This window comes from Kitasatospora purpeofusca (assembly GCF_042691725.1).
Taxonomy (GTDB): Bacteria; Actinomycetota; Actinomycetes; order Streptomycetales; family Streptomycetaceae; genus Kitasatospora; species Kitasatospora purpeofusca_B.
Genome location: NZ_CP170483.1, coordinates 6,444,703 through 6,464,678 on the forward strand (window position 1 = coordinate 6,444,703; position 19,976 = coordinate 6,464,678).

Genomic DNA, 19,976 nt, shown 5'->3' on the forward strand with positions numbered 1-19,976 from the left:
GTTTGAGAACTGCACAGTGGACGCGAGCATCTGTGGCCAAGTTTTTAAGGGCGCACGGTGGATGCCTTGGCACCAGGAACCGATGAAGGACGTGGGAGGCCACGATAGTCCCCGGGGAGCCGTCAACCAGGCTTTGATCCGGGGGTTTCCGAATGGGGAAACCCGGCAGTCGTCATGGGCTGTCACCCATACCTGAACACATAGGGTATGTGGAGGGAACGCGGGGAAGTGAAACATCTCAGTACCCGCAGGAAGAGAAAACAACCGTGATTCCGGGAGTAGTGGCGAGCGAAACCGGATGAGGCTAAACCATGAGCGTGTGAGACCCGGCAGGGGTTGCGCTGATGGGGTCGTGGGATTTTTCTTGATCGGTCTGCCGGCCGGTCGGCGAGTCAGAAACCGTATGGATAGTCGAAGGACATGCGAAAGGTCCGGCGTAGAGGGTAAGACCCCCGTAGGCGAAATCTGTACGGCTCGTTTGAAGAACTCCCAAGTAGCACGGGGCCGAGAAATCCCGTGTGAATCTGGCGGGACCACCCGCTAAGCCTAAATATTCCCTGGTGACCGATAGCGGATAGTACCGTGAGGGAATGGTGAAAAGTACCGCGGGAGCGGAGTGAAATAGTACCTGAAACCGTGTGCCTACAAGCCGTGGGAGCGTCGTTGTGGTCTTCGGACCATGGCCGTGACTGCGTGCCTTTTGAAGAATGAGCCTGCGAGTTTGCGGTGTGTAGCGAGGTTAACCCGTGTGGGGTAGCCGTAGCGAAAGCGAGTCCGAATAGGGCGTTTGAGTTGCATGCCCAAGACCCGAAGCGGAGTGATCTAGCCATGGGCAGGTTGAAGCGGAGGTAAGACTTCGTGGAGGACCGAACCCACCAGGGTTGAAAACCTGGGGGATGACCTGTGGTTAGGGGTGAAAGGCCAATCAAACTCCGTGATAGCTGGTTCTCCCCGAAATGCATTTAGGTGCAGCGTCACGTGTTTCTTGCCGGAGGTAGAGCACTGGATAGGCGATGGGCCTCACCGGGTTACTGACCTTAGCCAAACTCCGAATGCCGGTAAGTGAGAGCGTGGCAGTGAGACTGTGGGGGATAAGCTCCATGGTCGAGAGGGAAACAGCCCAGAACACCGACTAAGGTCCCTAAGCGTGTGCTAAGTGGGAAAGGATGTGGAGTCGCAGAGACAACCAGGAGGTTGGCTTAGAAGCAGCCACCCTTGAAAGAGTGCGTAATAGCTCACTGGTCAAGTGATTCCGCGCCGACAATGTAGCGGGGCTCAAGCACATCACCGAAGTCGTGTCATTGCAGCATGAAGGGCCAACGCCTGCTGTGATGGGTAGGGGAGCGTCGTGTGCCGGGTGAAGCGGCGGTGGAAACCAGTCGTGGACGGTATACGAGTGAGAATGCAGGCATGAGTAGCGATACAAGAGTGGGAAACTCTTGCGCCGATTGACCAAGGGTTCCTGGGTCAAGCTGATCTGCCCAGGGTAAGTCGGGACCTAAGGCGAGGCCGACAGGCGTAGTCGATGGACAACGGGTTGATATTCCCGTACCCGCTTTGAAGCGCCAACGCTGAACCGAGTGATGCTAAGCCCGTGAAACCGACCTGGAGTCTTCGGACAAAGGGACGTGGTGGAGCCGGCGATCCAACCTCGTATTAGGTGAGCGATGGGGTGACGCAGGAAGGTAGTCCAGCCCGGGCGGTGGTTGTCCCGGGGTAAGGGTGTAGGACGTTGCGTAGGCAAATCCGCGCAACACATAGTCTGAGACCTGATGCCGAGCCGATTGTGGTGAAGTGGATGATCCTATGCTGTCGAGAAAAGCCTCTAGCGAGTTTCATGGCGGCCCGTACCCCAAACCGACTCAGGTGGTCAGGTAGAGAATACCGAGGCGTTCGGGTGAACTATGGTTAAGGAACTCGGCAAAATGCCCCCGTAACTTCGGGAGAAGGGGGGCCATTCCTGGTGACGAGTCTTGCACTCCGAGCTGGGGGTGGCCGCAGAGACCAGCGAGAAGCGACTGTTTACTAAAAACACAGGTCCGTGCGAAGCCGTAAGGCGATGTATACGGACTGACGCCTGCCCGGTGCTGGAACGTTAAGGGGACCGGTTAGCTCCATTTCGGTGGGGCGAAGCTGAGAACTTAAGCGCCAGTAAACGGCGGTGGTAACTATAACCATCCTAAGGTAGCGAAATTCCTTGTCGGGTAAGTTCCGACCTGCACGAATGGCGTAACGACTTCTCGACTGTCTCAACCATAGGCCCGGTGAAATTGCATTACGAGTAAAGATGCTCGTTTCGCGCAGCAGGACGGAAAGACCCCGGGACCTTTACTATAGCTTGATATTGGTGTTCGGTTCGGCTTGTGTAGGATAGGTGGGAGACTTTGAAGCCGTGACGCCAGTCATGGTGGAGTCGTCGTTGAAATACCACTCTGGTCGTGCTGGATGTCTAACCTGGGTCCGTGATCCGGATCAGGGACAGTGTCTGGTGGGTAGTTTAACTGGGGCGGTTGCCTCCTAAAGAGTAACGGAGGCGCCCAAAGGTTCCCTCAGCCTGGTTGGCAATCAGGTGTTGAGTGTAAGTGCACAAGGGAGCTTGACTGTGAGACTGACGGGTCGAGCAGGTACGAAAGTAGGGACTAGTGATCCGGCGGTGGCTTGTGGAAGCGCCGTCGCTCAACGGATAAAAGGTACCCCGGGGATAACAGGCTGATCTTCCCCAAGAGTCCATATCGACGGGATGGTTTGGCACCTCGATGTCGGCTCGTCGCATCCTGGGGCTGGAGTAGGTCCCAAGGGTTGGGCTGTTCGCCCATTAAAGCGGTACGCGAGCTGGGTTTAGAACGTCGTGAGACAGTTCGGTCCCTATCCGCTGTGCGCGTAGGAGTGTTGAGAAGGGCTGTCCCTAGTACGAGAGGACCGGGACGGACGAACCTCTGGTGTGCCAGTTGTTCTGCCAAGGGCATGGCTGGTTGGCTACGTTCGGGAGGGATAACCGCTGAAAGCATCTAAGCGGGAAGCCTGCTTCGAGATGAGCACTCCCACCTCCTTGAGAGGGTAAGGCTCCCAGTAGACGACTGGGTTGATAGGCCGGATATGGAAGCCCTGTGAGGGGTGGAGTTGACCGGTACTAATAGGCCGAGGGCTTGTCCTCAGACGCTCGCGTTCACTGTGTGGTTCCCGGGTAGCGAACAGCTATCGCCGGCGAACAAGAAACACTTATCAATTAAAAAGTGTGTTTCGCTGAATACCCGATAGGGTTTCGGTGGTCATAGCGTGAGGGAAACGCCCGGTTACATTCCGAACCCGGAAGCTAAGCCTCACAGCGCCGATGGTACTGCAGGGGGGACCCTGTGGGAGAGTAGGACGCCGCCGAACAATTATTCAAAGCCGCGGCCCCCAGCGATTCGCTGGGGGCCGCGGCTTTTTTGCGTATGTGCGCAGGTGTGCACGACCGGCAGAACGGGACTTCCGCCCAGACGCGGGGTGTCCCCGGATGCCGGACAATGGAGACGGTGCACGGTCATAAGGCCGGCGCCGAACCGCGTGAGGGCAGTGGTACTGCCCGGTCCGCGGTGGAGATGAAGCAGCAGAAGGAGTCACCACGATGGCGAACCAGCCTCAGGACCGCCCCGAGCGTCGATCGGACGACGGCCGCGGCTACGAGCCCCGGTCTCGCGGGGGCTGGTCGAACGACCGTGGTCCGCGCCGCGACGACCGCCGCGACGACCGTCGCGATGACCGTGGCGGTCCGCGCCGCGACGACCGCCCGTCCGGTGGTTACGGTCGGGACCGCGACGACCGTGGTGGCGACCGCGGTGGTTTCCGTCGTGACGACCGCCCGTCGGGTGGTTACCAGGGCGGTGGCGACCGTGGCGGTTTCCGTCGCGACGACCGCCCGTCCGGTGGTTACGACCGTGGCGGCCGTGACGACCGTGGTGGCGACCGCGGTGGTTTCCGCCGCGATGACCGTCCGTCCGGCGGCGGTGGCTTCCGCCGCGACGACCGCCCGTCGGGTGGTTACCAGGGCGGTGGCGACCGTGGCGGTTTCCGTCGCGACGACCGCCCCTCCGGCGGCGGTTTCCGCCGTGACGACCGCCCCTCGGGCGGGTTCCGTCGGGACGACCGTGACGACCGCCCGCGTCGTGACGACCGTCCGTCCGGCGGCGGTGGCTTCCGTCGTGACGACCGCCCGTCGGGTGGTTACCAGGGCGGTGGCGACCGTGGCGGTTTCCGTCGCGACGACCGCCCGTCCGGTGGTTACGACCGTGGCGGCCGTGACGACCGTGGTGGCGACCGCGGTGGTTTCCGCCGCGATGACCGTCCGTCCGGCGGCGGTGGCTTCCGCCGCGACGACCGCCCGTCGGGTGGTTACCAGGGCGGTGGCGACCGTGGCGGTTTCCGTCGCGACGACCGCCCCTCCGGCGGCGGTTTCCGCCGTGACGACCGCCCCTCGGGCGGGTTCCGTCGGGACGACCGCCCCTCCGGTGGTTACGACCGTGGCGGCCGTGACGACCGTGGCGGCGACCGCGGTGGTTTCCGCCGCGATGACCGTCCGTCCGGCGGCGGTGGCTTCCGCCGTGACGACCGCCCGGGTGGGTTCCGTCGCGATGACCGTGACGACCGTCCGCGTCGTGAGGACCGCCCGTTCCGCGACCGTGACGACCGTGGTGGCGACCGCGGTGGTTTCCGCCGTGACGACCGCCCCTCGGGTGGTTACCAGGGCGGCGGCGACCGCGGTGGTTACCGTGGCGGGCGCGACGAGCGCGGTGGCGACCGCGGTGGCTTCCGCCGTGACGACCGGGGTGACCGTGGCGGCGACCGCGGCGGCTTCCGCGACGGCCGGGACCAGGACGACCGCCGGGGCAACTACGAGCCGGTCAAGCGCCTGCCGATCCCGGAGGACGTCACCGGCTTCGAGATCGACGCGGACGTGCGCCAGGAGCTCAAGAGCCTGCCCAAGACGCTCGCCGACGACGTCGCCCGCAACCTGGTGATGGTCGCCCGCCTGCTCGACAGCGAGCCGGAGGAGGCCTACCAGTACTCGCGCGTCGCGCTGCGGCTGGCCTCCCGTGTCGCCGCCGTCCGTGAGGCGGCCGGCTTCGCCTCGTACGTGACCCAGCGCTACTCCGAGGCGCTGACCGAGTTCCGCGCCGCCCGCCGGATGACCGGCCGGGTGGACCTGTGGCCGGTCATGGCCGACTGCGAGCGCGGCCTCGGCCGCCCGGAGCGGGCGCTGGCGATGGCCGGCGAGCCCGAGGTCAAGCAGCTGGACAAGGCGGGCCAGGTCGAGATGCGCCTGGTCGCGGCCGGTGCGCGCGCCGACATGGAGCAGTTCGACGCGGCCGTCGTCACCCTGCAGAGCCCCGAGCTGGCCTCGCCCGCCGTGCACCCGTGGACCGCGCGCCTGCGGTACGCGTACGCCGAGGCGCTGATCGCGGCCGGCCGTGGCGAGGAGGCCCGCGACTGGTTCGCCAAGGCCGCCGACGCGGACACCGACGGCTCCACCAACGCCGCCGAGCGCCTCGCCGAGATCGACGGTGTGGAGTTCGTGGACGCCCTCGACCCGGAGCTCGCCGAGGAGGAGGCCGAGCAGGCCGCCTCCGAGCCGGCCCGCCGCAAGGGCGCCGAGGCCTCGGACGAGAAGGTCATCTTCGAGGACGAGGAGGACGTCGAGGAGTACTACGACGAGGACGACCTCGAGATCGACGACGACTTCGACGGCGTGGTCCCCGAGCGCGCCTCCGACGCGGAGCGGGCCGAGGAGGCCGACAAGGCCGCCAAGGCCGGGGAGTCCGACAAGTAGGCGTAGAACCTGACGACGAGTGAGGCCCTGCCGCGCCCCGGGAGATCCCGGAGTGCGGCAGGGCCTCACTGCGTGTCGGCCGGGTCAGCCGAGTTCGAGGTTGCGCAGCACCAGTCCGGTGGCCGGCTTCGGGCCGAAGGAGGTGGACTTGCGCGGCATGGTGACGCCCTGCTCGGCGAGCCGGCGGACCACGCTCTCCCGCACCGGGTGCAGCAGGACGGCCGTCCCGCCGGTGCGGGCGGCCTCGCGCTCGGCGGCGACCGCCGTGTGCAGGTAGCCGATGTCGTCGGGGCCGTCGGGGATCCGCCAGGTGTGGTCGAGCAGGGCGGCGTGCAGCACGGTGGCGTCCAGGTGGCGCCACTCCTCGGGCTTGTCGTGCGGCACGGTGGCGTCGAGCAGGGTCTCGTCGGGGTCCCCGACGAGCCGGTAGACGCCGTCCCCGCCGGTCAGCAGGAAGCCGCTGCCGCCGTGCCGCTTCTGCTCGGCGAGGGCCTGCAGGGCGGTCTCCAGCGGGCCGGGGACCTCCTTGACCCGCCACTGGTCGCCGAGCCGCTGCAGGGCCTCGGCGACCGGCAGGCGGTAGAGCACCCGGTGGATGGCCCGCACCCGCAGCGGGTAGCGGGCGGTGTCGACCAGCAGGACCAGGCCGCGGTCCCACGGGCTGCGCGGCAGGTGGCGGTGCTCGCGCTGGAGGCGCAGGTACATCTCCCAGCGGTGGTGGCCGTCGGCGATCAAGGCCCGGCAGGTGGCCAGGTCGCGGCCGACCGTGGAGATCTCGGCCGGGTCGGTGACCGCCCACAGGCGGTGGTGGGTGCCGTCGGAGGTGGTCGTGGTGAGCAGCGGTTCGCCGAGCACCGCGCGTTCGACCACGTCGGACGCCCCGCCGCCGCCGCGGTAGGTGAGCAGCAGCGGTTCGAGGTTGGCCCGGGTGGTGCGCATCAGGCCGACCCGGTCGGCGACCGGCCGGGGCATCACGTCCTCGTGGGGGAGGACCACGCCGGCCTCGCTGCCGCTGACCGCGAGGGCGCCGATGAGCCCGCGCTGCAGCACCTCGGGGGTGTCGCCGGCGGCGGGCACGCGCTGCTCGTAGACGTACAGGGCCGGGACGGGGTCGGCGGCCAGGACGCCCTCGCGCTGCCACTCGCGCAGCAGCCGGGCGGCGTGCCGGTAGCGGGTGTCGCGGTCGGGGCGGTCGCCGGTGTCCTCCGGCTCGGGGCGGGGCAGGATCAGCCGGACGACGTTGTGCGGGTCGGCGGTCTCCAGGTCGAGCCGGCGTCCGGGGTCGACGACGTCGTACGGCGGCGAGGTGACGGCGGCGAGGGCGCCGACCCGGTCGGGGACGTATCTCAGGCCGCGGAAGGGGGACAGGGACAGACCTGCGGTGGCGACGTGCCCGGGATTGCCGGGGCCGCCGTGCGGAGACTCCACTCCGCTTTCTGCACTGGGTGTGCTCATTCTGGGCATCGTAACCGGGTACGCGTTGTTCAGAGATCGGAACACCCGTGCAGATTCGGCGGGCGGGTGTCGTGACCGAGGGCGAGGTACGGCGTGGCCGAGGGCGACGAGCGGGTGGACGACGTTGCAGGTGACGGCGCCGGTGAGGGCGGTGTGCCGGAGCAGCGGAGGTCCGGGGAGCCGGTGGGGGACGTCTACGAGTGGTTCCGCCGGGGGGCGCAGCTGCTCGCCCAGGGCAACCCGGCGGCGGCCGAGCAGCTGCTGGCGCGGGCGGCCGCGGCGGAGCCGGCCTCGCGCAGCATCCGGGAGGCGCTCGCCCGGGCGCAGTTCGACGCGGGCTCGTACGCGGCGGCGCTGGAGAACTTCCGGGCCGTGGCGCTGGCGGATCCGTCGGACGACTACGCTCAGTTCGGGTGGGGTGTGGCGGCGGCGCGGCTGGGGGACTTCGAGACCTCCGCCGAGCACCTGGCGCTGGCCGTGGCGATGCGGCCGGACGCCGACCACTACCGGGCCGCGCTGCGGCAGACCCGGGCGACGCTGGCGGCCCGGGCCGGGGCGTTCGGCCCGCTGCTGCCGGGTGCGCCGGGGTACCTGGAGCCGCCGGCCGGGGCGGAGGACCCGCCGCGGCGGGCCCGGGAGCGGGCACGGCCGCCGGAGGACCGGGCTTTTGAACGGGAGCCGGGAACCACGGCGGGCCCGGAGCCGACGGGTGAGCGGGACCGGCAGGACGGCTGAGGCCGGACGGCCGGTGCCCGCGGCGCCGACGGCGTCGACGAGCACCGATGAGCACGACTGACGCGATGAGTGAGGTAGAGCAGGCATGACCGAGACGGCCACCACCGTGCGACGGACCGCCCCGGGCGGCAGCGAGCTGCCGCTGACCGAGGCGTACGACACGGCGCTGCTGGACCTCGACGGCGTGGTGTACGCCGGACCGAACGCGATCGAGCACGCCGTGGACGCGCTGGCGGCGGCCCGCGCGGCCGGGATGCGGCTGGCGTACGTGACCAACAACGCCTCCCGCCCGCCCCGGGTGGTGGCCGCGCACCTGAGCGAGCTGGGCGTGCCGGCCGAGCCGGCGGATGTGATCAACTCCGCGCAGGCGGCGGCCCGGGTGCTCTCCGACAAGCTGCCGGCCGGCGCGAAGGTGCTGGTGGTGGGCGGCCTGGGGCTGGAGGAGGCGCTGGCCGAGCGCGGCCTGGTCGCGGTGCGGACGCTGGCCGAGGAGCCGCTGGCGGTGGTGCAGGGCTTCGACGCCTCGGTGGGCTGGACGCACCTGGCGGAGGCCTCGTACGCGGTGCAGTCCGGGCTGCCGTGGGTGGCGTCCAACACCGATGTGACGGTGCCGACCGCGCGCGGGATCGCGCCGGGCAACGGGATGCTGGTGGCGGCCGTGCGGGCGGCGACCGGGGTGGAGCCGGAGGTGGCGGGCAAGCCGCTGCCGCCGATGCACCGGGAGACGGTGCTGCGGACCGGCGCGAAGCGGCCGCTGGTGGTCGGCGACCGGCTGGACACCGACATCGAGGGCGCGTTCAACGGCGGGGTGGACAGCCTGCTGGTCTTCACCGGGGTGACGACCCCGGCGGAGCTGCTGGCGGCCCCGGCCGAGCACCGGCCGACCTATCTGGCGGCGGACCTGCGGGGGCTGCTGACCGGGCACGCGCCGGTCTCGGCCCGGGCGGGCGGCGGCTTCTCCTGCGGCGGGTTCGCCGCGGTGGCGCAGGACGGAGTGCTGCGGCTGGAGGGCGTCGGGGCGGACCGCTGGGACGGGCTGCGCGCGCTGTGCGCGGCGGCGTGGACGGCGCTGGACGCGGACGGCGAGCCGGTCGACGGCCGGAAGGCACTGGCCGAGCTGGGGTTCTGAGGCCTGGTGTCCGGCCGGGTCAGAGCAGGGTGCGCAGCCGCAGCAGGTCGCGGAAGCCGGCCTCCAGCCTGACCCGGCCGGTCGCCCAGGCGGCGGCGAAGTTGAGCCGTCCGCCGACCAGGGCGACCAGGTCGTCGCTGCTCATGGTGAGCCGGATGTCGGCCTTCCCGGCGGGGCCGCCGGGGGCCTCCCGGAGGTCCTGGATGCTGCCCTCGCGCAGCCGCCCGGTGAAGGTGAGGTCGAGGTCGGTGATCCGGCAGCTCAGCGAGCGGTCCAGCTCGGCGGCCTTGCGGACGTCGCCGGTGGCCTTGGCGAGGTTGCGGCTGAGCTGCTCCAGCGCCTCGCGGCACTCCTCGGCGTCGGCCATGGCGGCTGATCCCCTCCTTCGGCGGGCCGCGGCGCCCCGGCGGTGGGCCGGGCCCGGCGGCGGGTGACTGCCGGGCCACGGTACCGCAGGGCGTGTTTGGCGGTAGCGTCGTCTGTGGGATGCCCGGATTCGTCCGGGCGTCGACGTGACGGAGCGATGCGCGCAGGCGAATGGGCGCAGGCGAATGGGAGGCACCCGGATGCTGCCGAGGACGGTGCGAGGAGCGGTGGTGGCCGCGGCCGTACTGGTGGAGGAGGCCGGCAAGCGGGTCGTCGGGACGGCGGCCGGTCTGCTGGAGAAGGGCGGGATCGACGTCGCCGAGGTGGAGCGCCGGCTGGGCGGGCAGTTCCCGCCGTCGGCGAAGTCGCTCCAGACGCTGGCCGAGGAGGCGGTGACCGCCGGCCGGGCCGGGGTGGACCTCGCGGTGGGGGTGGCGCGCGGCGAGGTCGAGAAGGCCTTCGAGCGGGTCGGCGACCAGGTGACCAAGGTGGGGGTGGTGCTGGCCTACCTGGAGAACAAGCTGCGCGAGGTCGAGGAGGACGACGCGGCGGGGCGGGACGGCTCAGCGCCGGCCGCGCCCGCGCCCCGGGCCGGCGGGCTGTTCGAGGACGGCTGGGAGCGGGAGACGGCGGGTCCGGCGGAGGCCGAGCGGATAGCGGTGGACGCGCCGGTGGAGGTCGACCCTCCGGTGCCACCGGCGGCGGGCCCCGTCGCGTGGGCGCCGCAGGCGGCGGCCCCGGCGGTGCGGGCGGTAGCCGAGAAGTCCGCCGCGAAGAAGGCGACGACGGCGAAGAAGACCGCGACGGTGAAGAAGACCGCGGCGGCGAAGAAGGCCACGACGGCGAAGAAGACCGCCGCCAAGAAGACGGCCGCCAAGAAGACCGCGGTGAAGAAGACGGCCGTCAAGAAGACCGCGACCGCCGGGAAGACCGCCGAGGCGGGGCAGGAGCAGCCGCCCGCCAAGCGGACCGCGACCCGGAAGACCACCGTCCGCCGGACCACCACCACGAAGAAGCCCGATGCCTGAACCGGAGATCCCGGCCGGGGCCCCCGCCCCGGCCCCCGTGCCCCTGCCCGGCAGCGGGGAGCCGCTGCCGCTCGGCGTCGAGCTGAGCCCGACCGGCCACCCGGCCGTGGACGCCGGCCTGGCCCGGCTGGAGGCGCTGGACGGGGTGCCGACCGATGCGCACGTCGCCGTGTACGAAGATGTCCATCAGCGGCTGGCCGACACGCTGGCCGCCCTCGACCGGGACTGACCGGCCGAACGAGAACCACCCGTAGGAGCTGAAACACCAGTGGCAGTGGCACGACGCCGACTCGACGCGGAGCTGGTCCGCCGCAAGCTGGCCCGGTCGCGGGAGCACGCCTCCGAGCTGATCGCGGCCGGCCGGGTGACCGTCGGCGGGACCACCGCGACCAAGCCGGCCACCCAGGTGGAGACCTCGGCGGCGGTCGTGGTGGCCAAGGACGACAACGACCCCGACTACGTCTCGCGCGGCGGCCACAAGCTGGCCGGGGCGTTCGCGGCGTTCGTCCCGCAGGGCCTGGTCGTCGAGGGCCGCCGGGCGCTGGACGCGGGCGCGTCCACCGGCGGGTTCACCGATGTGCTGCTGCGCGCCGGGGCGGCGCACGTGCTGGCGGTGGACGTCGGCTACGGGCAGCTGGCCTGGTCGCTGCAGAGCGACGAGCGGGTCACCGTGATGGACCGCACCAACGTCCGCGAGCTGACCCCGGACATGATCGGCGGCAGCAGGGTCGACCTGGTGGTCGGTGACCTGTCGTTCATCTCGCTGGGCCTGGTGCTGCCCGCGCTGGCCGGCTGCGCCACCGAGGACGCGGACCTGGTGCTGATGGTCAAGCCGCAGTTCGAGATCGGCAAGGAGCGGCTGGGCAGCGGCGGGGTGGTGCGCAGCCCGCAGCTGCGCGCCGAGATGGTGCGCCAGGTGGCGGGGCAGGCGTGGGAGCTCGGACTGGGCGTGCGGGCGGTCACCGCGAGCCCCCTGCCCGGCCCGTCCGGAAATGTCGAGTACTTCCTCTGGATGCGCCGGGACGCGCCCCCGCTGGACCCCGCGGAGGCGGACCGGGCCGTCGCCGAAGGCCCCCGATAGGGTGCTCTGCGGACGTCCGGTCCGTCATGCTGGGTGGCGCGGCCGTACCGGGCCGACGGGGACCCGGCCGGCGTAGGGAGAGGGCAGCGGGCATGAGTGATGAACGTACGGTCTTCCTGATCGCGCACACGGGCCGGGAGGCGGCCCTGCGCAGTGTCGAGGGACTGGTGCACGGCCTGCTCAAGGCGGGGATCCGGATCAGACTGCTGGCCGCCGAGGCCGTCGATCTGGACCTGCCGGACGGGGTGGAGACGGTGGCCGGGGGACCGGGCGCGGCGGACGGCTGTGAGCTGATCCTGGTCGCGGGCGGGGACGGGACGCTGCTGCGCGGGGCCGAGCTGGCCCGCGAGCACGGCCTGCCGATGCTCGGCATCAACCTGGGCCGGGTCGGCTTCCTGGCGGAGGCGGAGCGGGACGACCTGGCGGTGGTGGTCGAGCGGGTGGTCGACGCCGACTACGAGGTCGAGGAGCGGATGACCCTCGATGTGATCGTCCGCACCAACGGCGACGTGGTGCACCACGACTGGGCGCTGAACGAGGCCTCGATCGAGAAGGCCTCCCGGGAGCGGATGCTGGAGGTGGTGACCGAGGTGGACGGCCGCCCGGTCTCCAACTTCGGCTGCGACGGGGTGGTGTGCGCGACGCCGACCGGGTCGACCGCGTACGCGTTCTCCGGCGGCGGGCCGGTGGTCTGGCCGGAGGTGGAGGCACTGCTGATGGTGCCGATCAGCGCGCACGCGCTGTTCGCCCGTCCGCTGGTGACCTCGCCGGACTCGGTGCTGGCGGTCGAGGTGCAGCCGAAGACCCCGCACGGGGTGCTGTGGTGCGACGGCCGGCGTTCGGTGGAACTGCCGGCCGGGGCGCGGGTGGAGGTGCGCCGGGGGCAGACGCCGGTGCGCCTGGCCCGGCTGCACCGGGCGCCGTTCACCGACCGGCTGGTGGCGAAGTTCGGCCTGCCGGTGACCGGGTGGCGCGGCCGGGCCGACACCCACTGAGCGACGCGGTCCGACGGTCCGCCGCTCCGGCGGGCCGTCAGACCGCGAGCGGCTGGGTGTCGTCGGAGCCCTGCCAGCGCCCCTCCTCCTCGGCGCGGGCGGCGACCTCGGCCAGCCGGCGGACGGCGTCCGGCACGGCCGGGGCGGCCACCGTGAGCGGGATCCGGAGGTGGTGCTCGAAGGCGCCGTCGGAGCCGAACCGGTTGCCGGCCGCGATCCGGACCCCGGCGCGTTCGCCGGCCCGGGCCAGGGCCGCGCCGGACACCCCGCCGGTGGCGACCCAGAAGGACAGCCCGCCCGGCGGCACGGTGAACCGCCAGTGCGGCAGCCGCTCGCGCAGGGCGGCCGTCAGCGCCTCGGCGGTGTCCCGAAGCCGGGTCAGCTGGTGGGCGCGGACGGCGGGCAGATCCTCGGTCAGCAGCTCGGCGGCGATCAGCTGGTCCAGGACGGGCGCGCCGACGTCGCTGTAGACCCGGGCGGTGGCCAGGCGGCGGACCAGGGCGGGCGCGGCGCGCACCCAGCCGATCCGCAGGCCGCCCCAGAGCAGCTTGCCGGCCGAGCCGATGGTGACCACCTGGGCGGCGCGGTCCAGGGCGGCCGTCGGGCGGGGCGGGGTGACGCCCTCCGGCAGGCCCCAGCCGAGTTCGGCGGTGGTCTCGTCGGCCAGCACGACGGTCCCGGCGGAGCGGGCGGCGGCGAGCAGCTCGCGCCGCTGCTCCTCGTCGATCAGGGCGCCGGTGGGGTTGTGGAAGTCGGGGATCACATAGGCGGCCTTCGGCGCGGCCCCGGTCAGCACCCGCCGCCACTCGGTGAGGTCCCACCGGAACGCGGGGGTGAGCGGGACGGGGACCAGGCGGGTTTCGGCGAGCCGCATCGCCTGGAGGGTGTGCGCGTAGCTGGGCGCCTCGACGGCGACCCGGTCGCCGCGGCCGAGCAGGGCCTGCCGCACCAGGTGCAGGGCGCCCATCGCGCCGATGGTGATCAGGATCTGGTCGGGAGTGGTCGGCAGCCCGCGCTCGGTGAAGCGGTGGGCCACCGCCTCGCGCAGCACCGGGACGCCGGTGGGGTAGTGGCCGTGTCCGGCGGCGTACGCGGGCAGCTGCTCGACGGCGCGGGCGGCGGCCGCGGAGAGGAAGGGCTGCGGGGCGGGCAGCGCGGCGACGCCGAGGTCCAGGGTGCGGCCCTGCTCGTCCGGCGGCACCGGGTGCAGGGCGTCGCTGGGCGGGGCCGAGCCCTCGGGCAGGGCCGTCCAGCTGCCGGCGCCGCGCCGGCTGCGCAGGTACCCCTCCGCCCGCAGGGCCTCGTACGCGGTGGCCACCGTGGTGCGGCTGAGCCGCAGGGCGAGGGCGAGCTCGCGCTCGGCGGGCAGCCGGGCGCCGACGGGCAGCCGCCCCTCGGAGATCAGCAGCCGGACCTGGGCGGCCAGCGTGCGGTAGGCGGGGCGGCGGGCGGCGCCGGGCGGCTCGGGCAGCCGCGCGGTGGCGAGCAGCCGGGCGAGCGCCGGGGAGGTCACGGTGGTCTGCCAGTCGGCCATGGCTCATCAGTCCACTTGCTGGGGATTGGCCCTGTCAAGAGCCGTATTGGCCTGGCCATCATGACAGGGCGGCCGTCGAGGCCGCCACCGCCGGGACCGGGTGTCGCGGCGGTGCAGCACCACCTGCCCGGAGAATCCATGGCCACCACCGCGAGCACCCGCCCGTCCCCGTCCCAGTCCCCGTCCCAGTCCACCGCCGACCCCGGGCGGCCGGGCCTCGCCGTCCGCGTGCTGGGCGACACCCACGCACTGGGCCGCCGGGTGCCGCAGCTGTTCGCCGGCCTCGCGCTGTACGGGGCGAGCATGGGCCTGATGCTCCGCTCCGGACTCGGCCTGGACCCCTGGGACGTCTTCCACCAGGGCCTCCAGGGCACCTTCGGCCTCTCGGTGGGCGCGTGGGTGACGATCTGCGGCGCGCTGGTGCTGCTGCTGTGGATACCGCTGCGCCAGCTGCCGGGCGTCGGCACCGTCGCCAACGTGCTGGTGATCGGCGCCGCGATGGACGCCACCCTGCGCCTCGTCGGCGCGCCGGGCCCGCTGCCGGTGCGGATCGCGCTGATGGTGGGCGCGATCGTCCTCAACGGCCTGGCCACCGGCCTCTACATCGGCGCCCGGCTCGGCCCGGGGCCGCGCGACGGCCTGATGACCGGCCTGCACCGGCGCACCGGCCGCTCGCTGCGGCTGATCCGCACCGGCATCGAGCTGACCGTGCTGGCCGCGGGCGTCCTGCTCGGCGGCACGGTCGGCGTCGGCACCGTCGCGTACGCGCTGGCCATCGGTCCGCTCGCGCAGTTCTTCCTGCCCTGGTGCACCGTCCCGGTCGCGGGACCTGTCGCGGGACCTGTCGCGGGACCTGTCGCCGGACCCGCCGCGGGCCCCGTCGCCGGGCCGGGAACGGCGGTCGAGGACTCCCGGAACGGATGAACTTCGAGGCGCGGAGTTGCCGCGCGGCGTTGTCGCTCGTCGCGCGGCGGGGGCGGAACCTCGTAAGGTCGTCTCCGTGTTGGACGAGATGCGGATACGGGATCTTGGGGTCATCGACGACGCGGTTGTGGAGCTCGCCCCCGGCTTCACCGCCGTGACCGGCGAGACCGGCGCCGGCAAGACCATGGTGGTGACCAGCCTCGGCCTGCTGCTCGGCGGCCGCGCCGATCCGGGCCTGGTGCGCAACGGCAGCGCCCGCGCGGTCGTCGAGGGCCGCCTCGAACTGCCCGCCGGCTCCCCGGCGGCCGCCCGGGCCGTGGAGGCCGGCGCCGAGCTGGACGACGGCGCGCTGCTGATCAGCCGGACCGTCTCCGCCGAGGGGCGCTCGCGCGCCCACGTCGGCGGCCGGTCCGTCCCGGTCGGCCTGCTCGCCGAACTCGGCGAGGACCTCATCGCCGTGCACGGCCAGACCGACCAGCAGCGGCTGCTGCGACCGGCCCGCCAGCGCGGCGCCCTCGACCGGTACGCGGGCGAGTCCCTCGCCGAGCCGCTGGCCCGCTACCGCGAGGTCTACCGGCGGCTGCGCGAGGTCTCCGCCACCCTGGAGGAGCTGACCACCCGGGCCCGCGAGCGCGCCCAGGAGGCCGACCTGCTGCGCTTCGGCCTCGACGAGGTCGCCGCCGCCGAACCGGTGGCCGGCGAGGACGAGGAGCTGTCCGCCGAGGCCGAGCGGCTCGGCCACGCCGACGCGCTCTCCTCCGCCGCCACCCTGGCGCACGCCGCGCTGGCCGGCGACCCGGCCGACCCGGAGGCGCTGGACGCGGGCACCCTGCTCGCCCAGGCCCGCCGCGCGGTGGACGCGGTGCGCCACCACGACGAGCGGCTCGCCGCCCTCGCCGACCGGCTGAACGAGGTCGGCTACCTGCTCGCCGACGTCGCCGGCGACCTGGCCGGCTACGCCGACGACCTGGACGCCGACCCGGTCCGGCTCGCCGCCGTCGAGGACCGCCGGTCCGTCCTGGCCCAACTGCTGCGCAAGTACGGCGGCCCGGAGAACACCCTGGCCGAGGTGATCGCCTGGGCCGAGGCCGGCGCCGCGAGGCTCGCCGAACTCGACGGCGACGACGACCGGATCGACGAGCTCGGCGCCCAGGAGACCACGCTGCGCGCCGAGTTGGCCGACCTCGCGGCCGAGGTGTCGGCCGCCCGGCAGGGCGCCGCCGGGCGCTTCGCGGACGCCGTCTCCGCCGAACTCGCCGAGCTGGCCATGCCGCACGCCCGGGTGACCTTCTCGATCAGCCGGCTCGACGACCTGTCCGGGATCGAGGTCGAGGGCCGGACCGTCGCCTACGGCCCGCACGGCGTGGACGAGGTCGAGGTGCTGCTCGCCCCGCACCCCGGAGCCCAGCCCCGGCCGATCGCCAAGGGCGCCTCGGGCGGCGAGCTGTCGCGGGTGATGCTCGCCGTCGAGGTGGTCTTCGCCGGCGCCGACCCCGTTCCCACCTACCTGTTCGACGAGGTGGACGCGGGCGTCGGCGGCAAGGCGGCGGTCGAGATCGGCCGCCGGCTCGCCAAGCTGGCCGAGAGCGCCCAGGTCGTCGTGGTCACCCACCTGCCGCAGGTGGCGGCCTTCGCCGACCGTCACCTGGTGGTCGAGAAGACCAACGACGGCACCGTGACCCGCAGTGGTGTCAAGGTGCTGAACGACGAGGAGCGGGTGCGCGAACTCTCCCGGATGCTGGCCGGCCTGGAGGACTCCGAACTCGGCCGGGCGCACGCCGAGGAGCTGCTCGCCGCGGCCCGCGCCCCCCGCCGCCGTTAGGGCTTGTCCGACCATTCGCGTCGCCCGCCCGGCGGGAATTGTCAGACACGCCCCGGTCCGCTCGGGCGGCCCTCGCGGACCGGTGACGACGCGCCCCGCCGGGGGCGCCGACTGTCCAAGAGGGCCGCCGACCTGGCATGGTGGCCGCTGGACACTGGCCTACCTGTCCCGAGTGCCGCCGGCGGGAAATCCCCGTCCGGGGCGCGCGTAGTTGATCGAGTCGGATGCGAGACGACGTGGACCATTCCGCCGCCCGGGCCGCCGCGGCCACCCCCGAACCGGGGCAACTGCACGTGGTGCTCGTCCTGGCCGCCACTACGGGCGGCATCGGCGCGCACGTGCGCTCCCTGGCCCAGGGTCTGGTCGCACACGGGGTGACCGTCACGGTGTGCGCTCCCGCCGGCGCGGACGCGCGGTTCGGCTTCTCCCGCACCGGCGCCCGGTTCCACCTGGTCGACATCACCCCGACCGCCGGCGCCCGCAGCGACGCCACCGCCATCGGCGAGCTGCGCCGCGCCTTCACCGGCGCCGACGTGGTGCACGCCCACGGCCTGCGCGCGGCGCTGCTGTCCGACCTCGCACTGCGCACCGCCGGCCGCTTCCCGGGGCTGCGCCCGGAGACGCCGCTGGTGGTCACCGCGCACCACGCGCTGCTCGCCACCGGCATGGAGCGCCGCCTCCAGCGGCTGATGGAGCGCCGGGTGGCGCGCGCCGCCGACCTCGTCCTCGGCGCCTCCTCGGACCTGGTGGCCCGGGCCCGGGAGCTCGGCGCCACCGACGCCCGGCTCGGCCCGGTCGCCGCCCCGCCGATGCCCGAGGGCCGACTGGAGCGGGCCCGGGCCCGGGCCGCCGTGCTCGGCGAGGGGCCGGACCGCCCGCTGGTCCTGGCGGTCGGCCGGCTCGTCCCGCAGAAGGCGTTCGGGCTGCTGCTGGACGCGAGCCGGGAGCTGTCCGCGGCGGACCCGCAGCCGCTGCTGCTGCTCGCCGGGGACGGCCCGGAGGCCGCCGCGCTGCGCGAGCGGGTGGCCGCCGAGAAGCTGCCGGTGCGGCTGCTCGGCTACCGCACCGATGTGCCCGACCTGCTGGCCGCCGCCGACGTGCTGGTGCTCACCAGCCGCTGGGAGGCCCGTTCGCTGGTGGTCCAGGAGGCGATGCGGGCGGGCGTGCCGGTGGTCGCCACGGCCGTCGGCGGCATCCCCGAGCTGGTCGGCGACGCCGCCGTGCTGGTCCCGCCCGGGGACGCGGCGGCGATCGGCCGGGCGGTGCGCGGGCTGCTGGCCGACCCGGCGGCCCGCGAGCGCCTGGTGGCGGCCGGCCGGCAGCAGGCCGGGACCTGGCCGGACGAGGCCGCCACCGTCGCCCAGGTGCTCAGCACCTACGACGAACTGGTGCAGCGCAACCGGTAGGACCCGCCGGGCCGGCGCCGACACGGCAGGAACACGCCACGTCGGCCTCCCCCGCGAGAGCGCTCTTCGGTGGCACGATGCCCCCCGGCGGAACCGGTGTTCCGCATGGGACGGGAGTCCCTGTCGTCCACTTTTCGGGGGGAAAGCGGTATGTGGATTTCTCTGCTGCCAAAAACCGTGCGGCCGAGCGAACGGTTCGATTGGTTCAACGACACGGTCACGCAGACGGTGATGCCGACGGTGATGAGCCCGGAACCGTCCGCCGAGTTCCGCGCCGAGGCCGAGACGCTGGACCTGGGGCCGCTGGGGATGGCCCGGTTCACCTTCTCGCCGCTGCGGTCGCGGCGGACCCCGGCCCTGATCCGGCGCGGCGACCCGGAGCAGTACCAGCTGGCGCTGATCCGCGGGGGCGCCGCGGTGCTGTCCCAGTCGGGAAACGAGAACCGCATCGGGGCCGGTGAGTTCGTCCTCTGGGACACTTCGCGCCCGTCCGACACCCGGATCCTGCCCGGACCCGGCCCGGTCCGGCTGACGATGCTGCAGTTCCCGCGCACCCTGCTCCCGCTGCCCGGCCGGCGCCTGGAGCGGCTGCTGGCCGGGCGGCTCACCGGCGGACACGGGGTCGCGGCCGTGCTGACGAGCTTCCTCGACGGCCTGGAGGCCCACGGCGACAGCTGCGAGGCGGCGGAGCTGCGCAGGCTGGGCACGGTCGCGGTGGAACTCGCCGGAGCCCTGCTCGCCCAGCGGCTCGACGACGCGGGGCAGCTGCCGGCCGAGGTCCGCGCGCGGGTGCTGCTGGAGCGCATCCGCGCCTTCATCGAGGACAACCTCGGCGATCCGCAGCTGACCCCGGGCGCCGTCGCCGCGCGGCACAACATCTCGCTGCGCAGCCTCCACCAGCTGTTCCGCTCCCACGACTCGCAGCCGGAGACCGTCCACGCCTGGATCCGCCGCCGCCGGCTGGAGCGCTGTCGCGAGGACCTCGCCAGCACCCGGCTCCAGGCGTACCCGGTGCAGTCGATAGCCGACCGCTGGGGGTTCAGCAGCGCGACCGTCTTCAGCCGGACCTTCCGTCAGGCCTACGGGCTCACCCCCACCGAGTTCCGGGGGCTGAGCCTCGCCGGGGCCCTCGCGCCGAACGTCGAGGATCCCCGCACGGAGCGCACATCCGGAGGGGCGCCCGCTTCCTAATCTCGAAGTCGTGTCCGGGCGGTGCAGACCGGCGGAGCACAACAGGACATCGAGCGAACGGAGTCGAAGCATGCTGAAGAAGAGGATCGTCAAGGTGGTCGCGGCCACCGCCGCGGTGGCGGCGTTCGGGCTGTTCAACGCCTCCTCGGCGAGCGCGGCCAACTCGACCTGCGAGAGCTGGGGCGGCATCTGCTACTCCGGCATGGTCGCGGCCAACAGCAACCACCAGGTCTGTTTCTCGGGCACCCACAAGGCGCTGGCGTACTGGGGCCGGGCGGAGCTGTGGGACTCCGACACGAGCGTGATGGTCGGCTCCTTCCCCACCAACCCGACCGAGACGAAGAGCATGTGCGTGGGCGGCCTCTACGGCGACCACTACTACGAGCGCGGCACCGGTGGCTACTTCAAGGGCATGGTCTGGAACTGACCCGGCGCGCCACGGGGGCCGTGCGGTGCTCCGATCCGCCACCCGTCCGGTGAGCTGATCGGAGTTCCGCCGGGAGC

General features: G+C 72.4%; 15 protein-coding genes, 2 rRNA genes and 1 pseudogene. 15 read left to right on the plus strand and 3 right to left on the minus strand.

Features of this window, described 5'->3' with window-relative positions; all coding sequences use genetic code 11:
• Positions 1-34 precede the first annotated feature (34 nt).
• The 4 genes and pseudogenes from ACFCLZ_RS27890 (at position 35) to ACFCLZ_RS27905 (ending at position 5,806) form a co-directional block, all read left to right on the plus strand.
• Positions 35-3,154 (plus strand): 23S ribosomal RNA (locus tag ACFCLZ_RS27890).
• A 107-nt stretch (positions 3,155-3,261) separates the two neighbouring features.
• Positions 3,262-3,378 (plus strand): 5S ribosomal RNA (rrf, locus tag ACFCLZ_RS27895).
• Between the two features lie 208 nt (positions 3,379-3,586).
• Positions 3,587-4,507, plus strand: a pseudogene (locus ACFCLZ_RS27900) (hypothetical protein); the annotation flags it as partial.
• A 426-nt stretch (positions 4,508-4,933) separates the two neighbouring features.
• Positions 4,934-5,806, plus strand: a complete 873-nt coding sequence (locus ACFCLZ_RS27905; RefSeq protein ID WP_380280362.1) for a hypothetical protein — start codon at positions 4,934-4,936, stop codon at positions 5,804-5,806.
• Positions 5,807-5,890: 84 nt separating this feature from the next.
• On the opposite strand, the gene ACFCLZ_RS27910 is transcribed toward ACFCLZ_RS27905, so the two are convergent.
• Positions 5,891-7,261, minus strand: coding sequence for a DUF1015 family protein (locus ACFCLZ_RS27910; protein ID WP_380280364.1), 1,371 nt, complete (start codon positions 7,259-7,261; stop codon positions 5,891-5,893).
• Between the two features lie 93 nt (positions 7,262-7,354).
• On the opposite strand from ACFCLZ_RS27910, the gene ACFCLZ_RS27915 reads away from it, so the two are divergent.
• Positions 7,355-7,996, plus strand: coding sequence for a tetratricopeptide repeat protein (locus ACFCLZ_RS27915; RefSeq protein WP_380280365.1), 642 nt, complete (start codon positions 7,355-7,357; stop codon positions 7,994-7,996).
• Positions 7,997-8,081: 85 nt separating this feature from the next.
• On the plus strand, positions 8,082-9,125 hold the full coding sequence (locus ACFCLZ_RS27920; RefSeq protein ID WP_380280367.1) for an HAD-IIA family hydrolase: 1,044 nt from the start codon (positions 8,082-8,084) through the stop codon (positions 9,123-9,125).
• A gap of 19 nt (positions 9,126-9,144) precedes the next feature.
• Here ACFCLZ_RS27920 and ACFCLZ_RS27925 read toward each other — a convergent pair whose 3' ends face one another.
• Entirely contained in the window at positions 9,145-9,492 is a 348-nt protein-coding gene (locus ACFCLZ_RS27925; RefSeq protein ID WP_380280369.1) for an SCP2 sterol-binding domain-containing protein, read from the minus strand.
• A 199-nt stretch (positions 9,493-9,691) separates the two neighbouring features.
• Here ACFCLZ_RS27925 and ACFCLZ_RS27930 point away from each other — a divergent pair, with 199 nt between their 5' ends.
• The 4 genes from ACFCLZ_RS27930 to ACFCLZ_RS27945 all read left to right on the plus strand — a co-directional run bounded on the left by ACFCLZ_RS27930 (position 9,692) and on the right by ACFCLZ_RS27945 (position 12,595).
• Entirely contained in the window at positions 9,692-10,519 is an 828-nt protein-coding gene (locus ACFCLZ_RS27930) for a hypothetical protein (RefSeq protein WP_380280371.1), read from the plus strand.
• Positions 10,512-10,748, plus strand: coding sequence for a hypothetical protein (locus ACFCLZ_RS27935; RefSeq protein ID WP_380280372.1), 237 nt, complete (start codon positions 10,512-10,514; stop codon positions 10,746-10,748). The genes ACFCLZ_RS27930 and ACFCLZ_RS27935 overlap by 8 nt, the downstream gene beginning before the upstream one ends.
• Positions 10,749-10,793: 45 nt before the next feature.
• Positions 10,794-11,600, plus strand: coding sequence for a TlyA family RNA methyltransferase (locus ACFCLZ_RS27940; protein WP_380280374.1), 807 nt, complete (start codon positions 10,794-10,796; stop codon positions 11,598-11,600).
• Positions 11,601-11,692: 92 nt separating this feature from the next.
• Positions 11,693-12,595 (plus strand): NAD kinase, encoded by a 903-nt coding sequence (locus ACFCLZ_RS27945; protein ID WP_380280376.1) that lies wholly within the window; start codon positions 11,693-11,695, stop codon positions 12,593-12,595.
• A 37-nt stretch (positions 12,596-12,632) separates the two neighbouring features.
• Here ACFCLZ_RS27945 and ACFCLZ_RS27950 read toward each other — a convergent pair whose 3' ends face one another.
• Complete coding sequence (locus ACFCLZ_RS27950; RefSeq protein ID WP_380280378.1) at positions 12,633-14,129, minus strand: PLP-dependent aminotransferase family protein; 1,497 nt, start codon at positions 14,127-14,129, stop codon at positions 12,633-12,635.
• A 138-nt stretch (positions 14,130-14,267) separates the two neighbouring features.
• Here ACFCLZ_RS27950 and ACFCLZ_RS27955 point away from each other — a divergent pair, with 138 nt between their 5' ends.
• The 5 genes from ACFCLZ_RS27955 to ACFCLZ_RS27975 all read left to right on the plus strand — a co-directional run bounded on the left by ACFCLZ_RS27955 (position 14,268) and on the right by ACFCLZ_RS27975 (position 19,899).
• Entirely contained in the window at positions 14,268-15,053 is a 786-nt protein-coding gene (locus tag ACFCLZ_RS27955) for a YitT family protein (RefSeq protein WP_380280380.1), read from the plus strand.
• 88 nt (positions 15,054-15,141) lie between these two features.
• A complete protein-coding gene (gene recN / locus ACFCLZ_RS27960; RefSeq protein WP_380286307.1) occupies positions 15,142-16,875 on the plus strand; it encodes a DNA repair protein RecN in 1,734 nt (577 codons plus the stop codon).
• Between the two features lie 224 nt (positions 16,876-17,099).
• Positions 17,100-18,281 carry a glycosyltransferase family 4 protein gene (locus ACFCLZ_RS27965; RefSeq protein ID WP_380280381.1) on the plus strand — a complete coding sequence of 394 codons (1,182 nt, stop codon included), beginning with the start codon at positions 17,100-17,102 and terminating at the stop codon, positions 18,279-18,281.
• A gap of 243 nt (positions 18,282-18,524) precedes the next feature.
• Positions 18,525-19,472 carry a helix-turn-helix domain-containing protein gene (locus ACFCLZ_RS27970; RefSeq protein ID WP_380280383.1) on the plus strand — a complete coding sequence of 316 codons (948 nt, stop codon included), beginning with the start codon at positions 18,525-18,527 and terminating at the stop codon, positions 19,470-19,472.
• 70 nt (positions 19,473-19,542) lie between these two features.
• Entirely contained in the window at positions 19,543-19,899 is a 357-nt protein-coding gene (locus ACFCLZ_RS27975) for a hypothetical protein (RefSeq protein ID WP_380280385.1), read from the plus strand.
• Positions 19,900-19,976 lie beyond the last annotated feature (77 nt).

Coding starts and splice junctions, on each gene's coding strand:
- ACFCLZ_RS27910 (WP_380280364.1), bottom strand. CDS start 7,261: ATGAGCACACCCAGTGCAGAAAGCGGAGTGGAGTCTCCGCACGGCGGC.
- ACFCLZ_RS27920 (WP_380280367.1), top strand. CDS start 8,082: ATGACCGAGACGGCCACCACCGTGCGACGGACCGCCCCGGGCGGCAGC.
- ACFCLZ_RS27925 (WP_380280369.1), bottom strand. CDS start 9,492: ATGGCCGACGCCGAGGAGTGCCGCGAGGCGCTGGAGCAGCTCAGCCGC.
- ACFCLZ_RS27930 (WP_380280371.1), top strand. CDS start 9,692: ATGCTGCCGAGGACGGTGCGAGGAGCGGTGGTGGCCGCGGCCGTACTG.
- ACFCLZ_RS27935 (WP_380280372.1), top strand. CDS start 10,512: ATGCCTGAACCGGAGATCCCGGCCGGGGCCCCCGCCCCGGCCCCCGTG.
- ACFCLZ_RS27945 (WP_380280376.1), top strand. CDS start 11,693: ATGAGTGATGAACGTACGGTCTTCCTGATCGCGCACACGGGCCGGGAG.
- ACFCLZ_RS27950 (WP_380280378.1), bottom strand. CDS start 14,129: ATGGCCGACTGGCAGACCACCGTGACCTCCCCGGCGCTCGCCCGGCTG.
- ACFCLZ_RS27955 (WP_380280380.1), top strand. CDS start 14,268: ATGGCCACCACCGCGAGCACCCGCCCGTCCCCGTCCCAGTCCCCGTCC.
- recN (WP_380286307.1), top strand. CDS start 15,142: ATGCGGATACGGGATCTTGGGGTCATCGACGACGCGGTTGTGGAGCTC.
- ACFCLZ_RS27965 (WP_380280381.1), top strand. CDS start 17,100: ATGCGAGACGACGTGGACCATTCCGCCGCCCGGGCCGCCGCGGCCACC.
- ACFCLZ_RS27970 (WP_380280383.1), top strand. CDS start 18,525: ATGAGCCCGGAACCGTCCGCCGAGTTCCGCGCCGAGGCCGAGACGCTG.
- ACFCLZ_RS27975 (WP_380280385.1), top strand. CDS start 19,543: ATGCTGAAGAAGAGGATCGTCAAGGTGGTCGCGGCCACCGCCGCGGTG.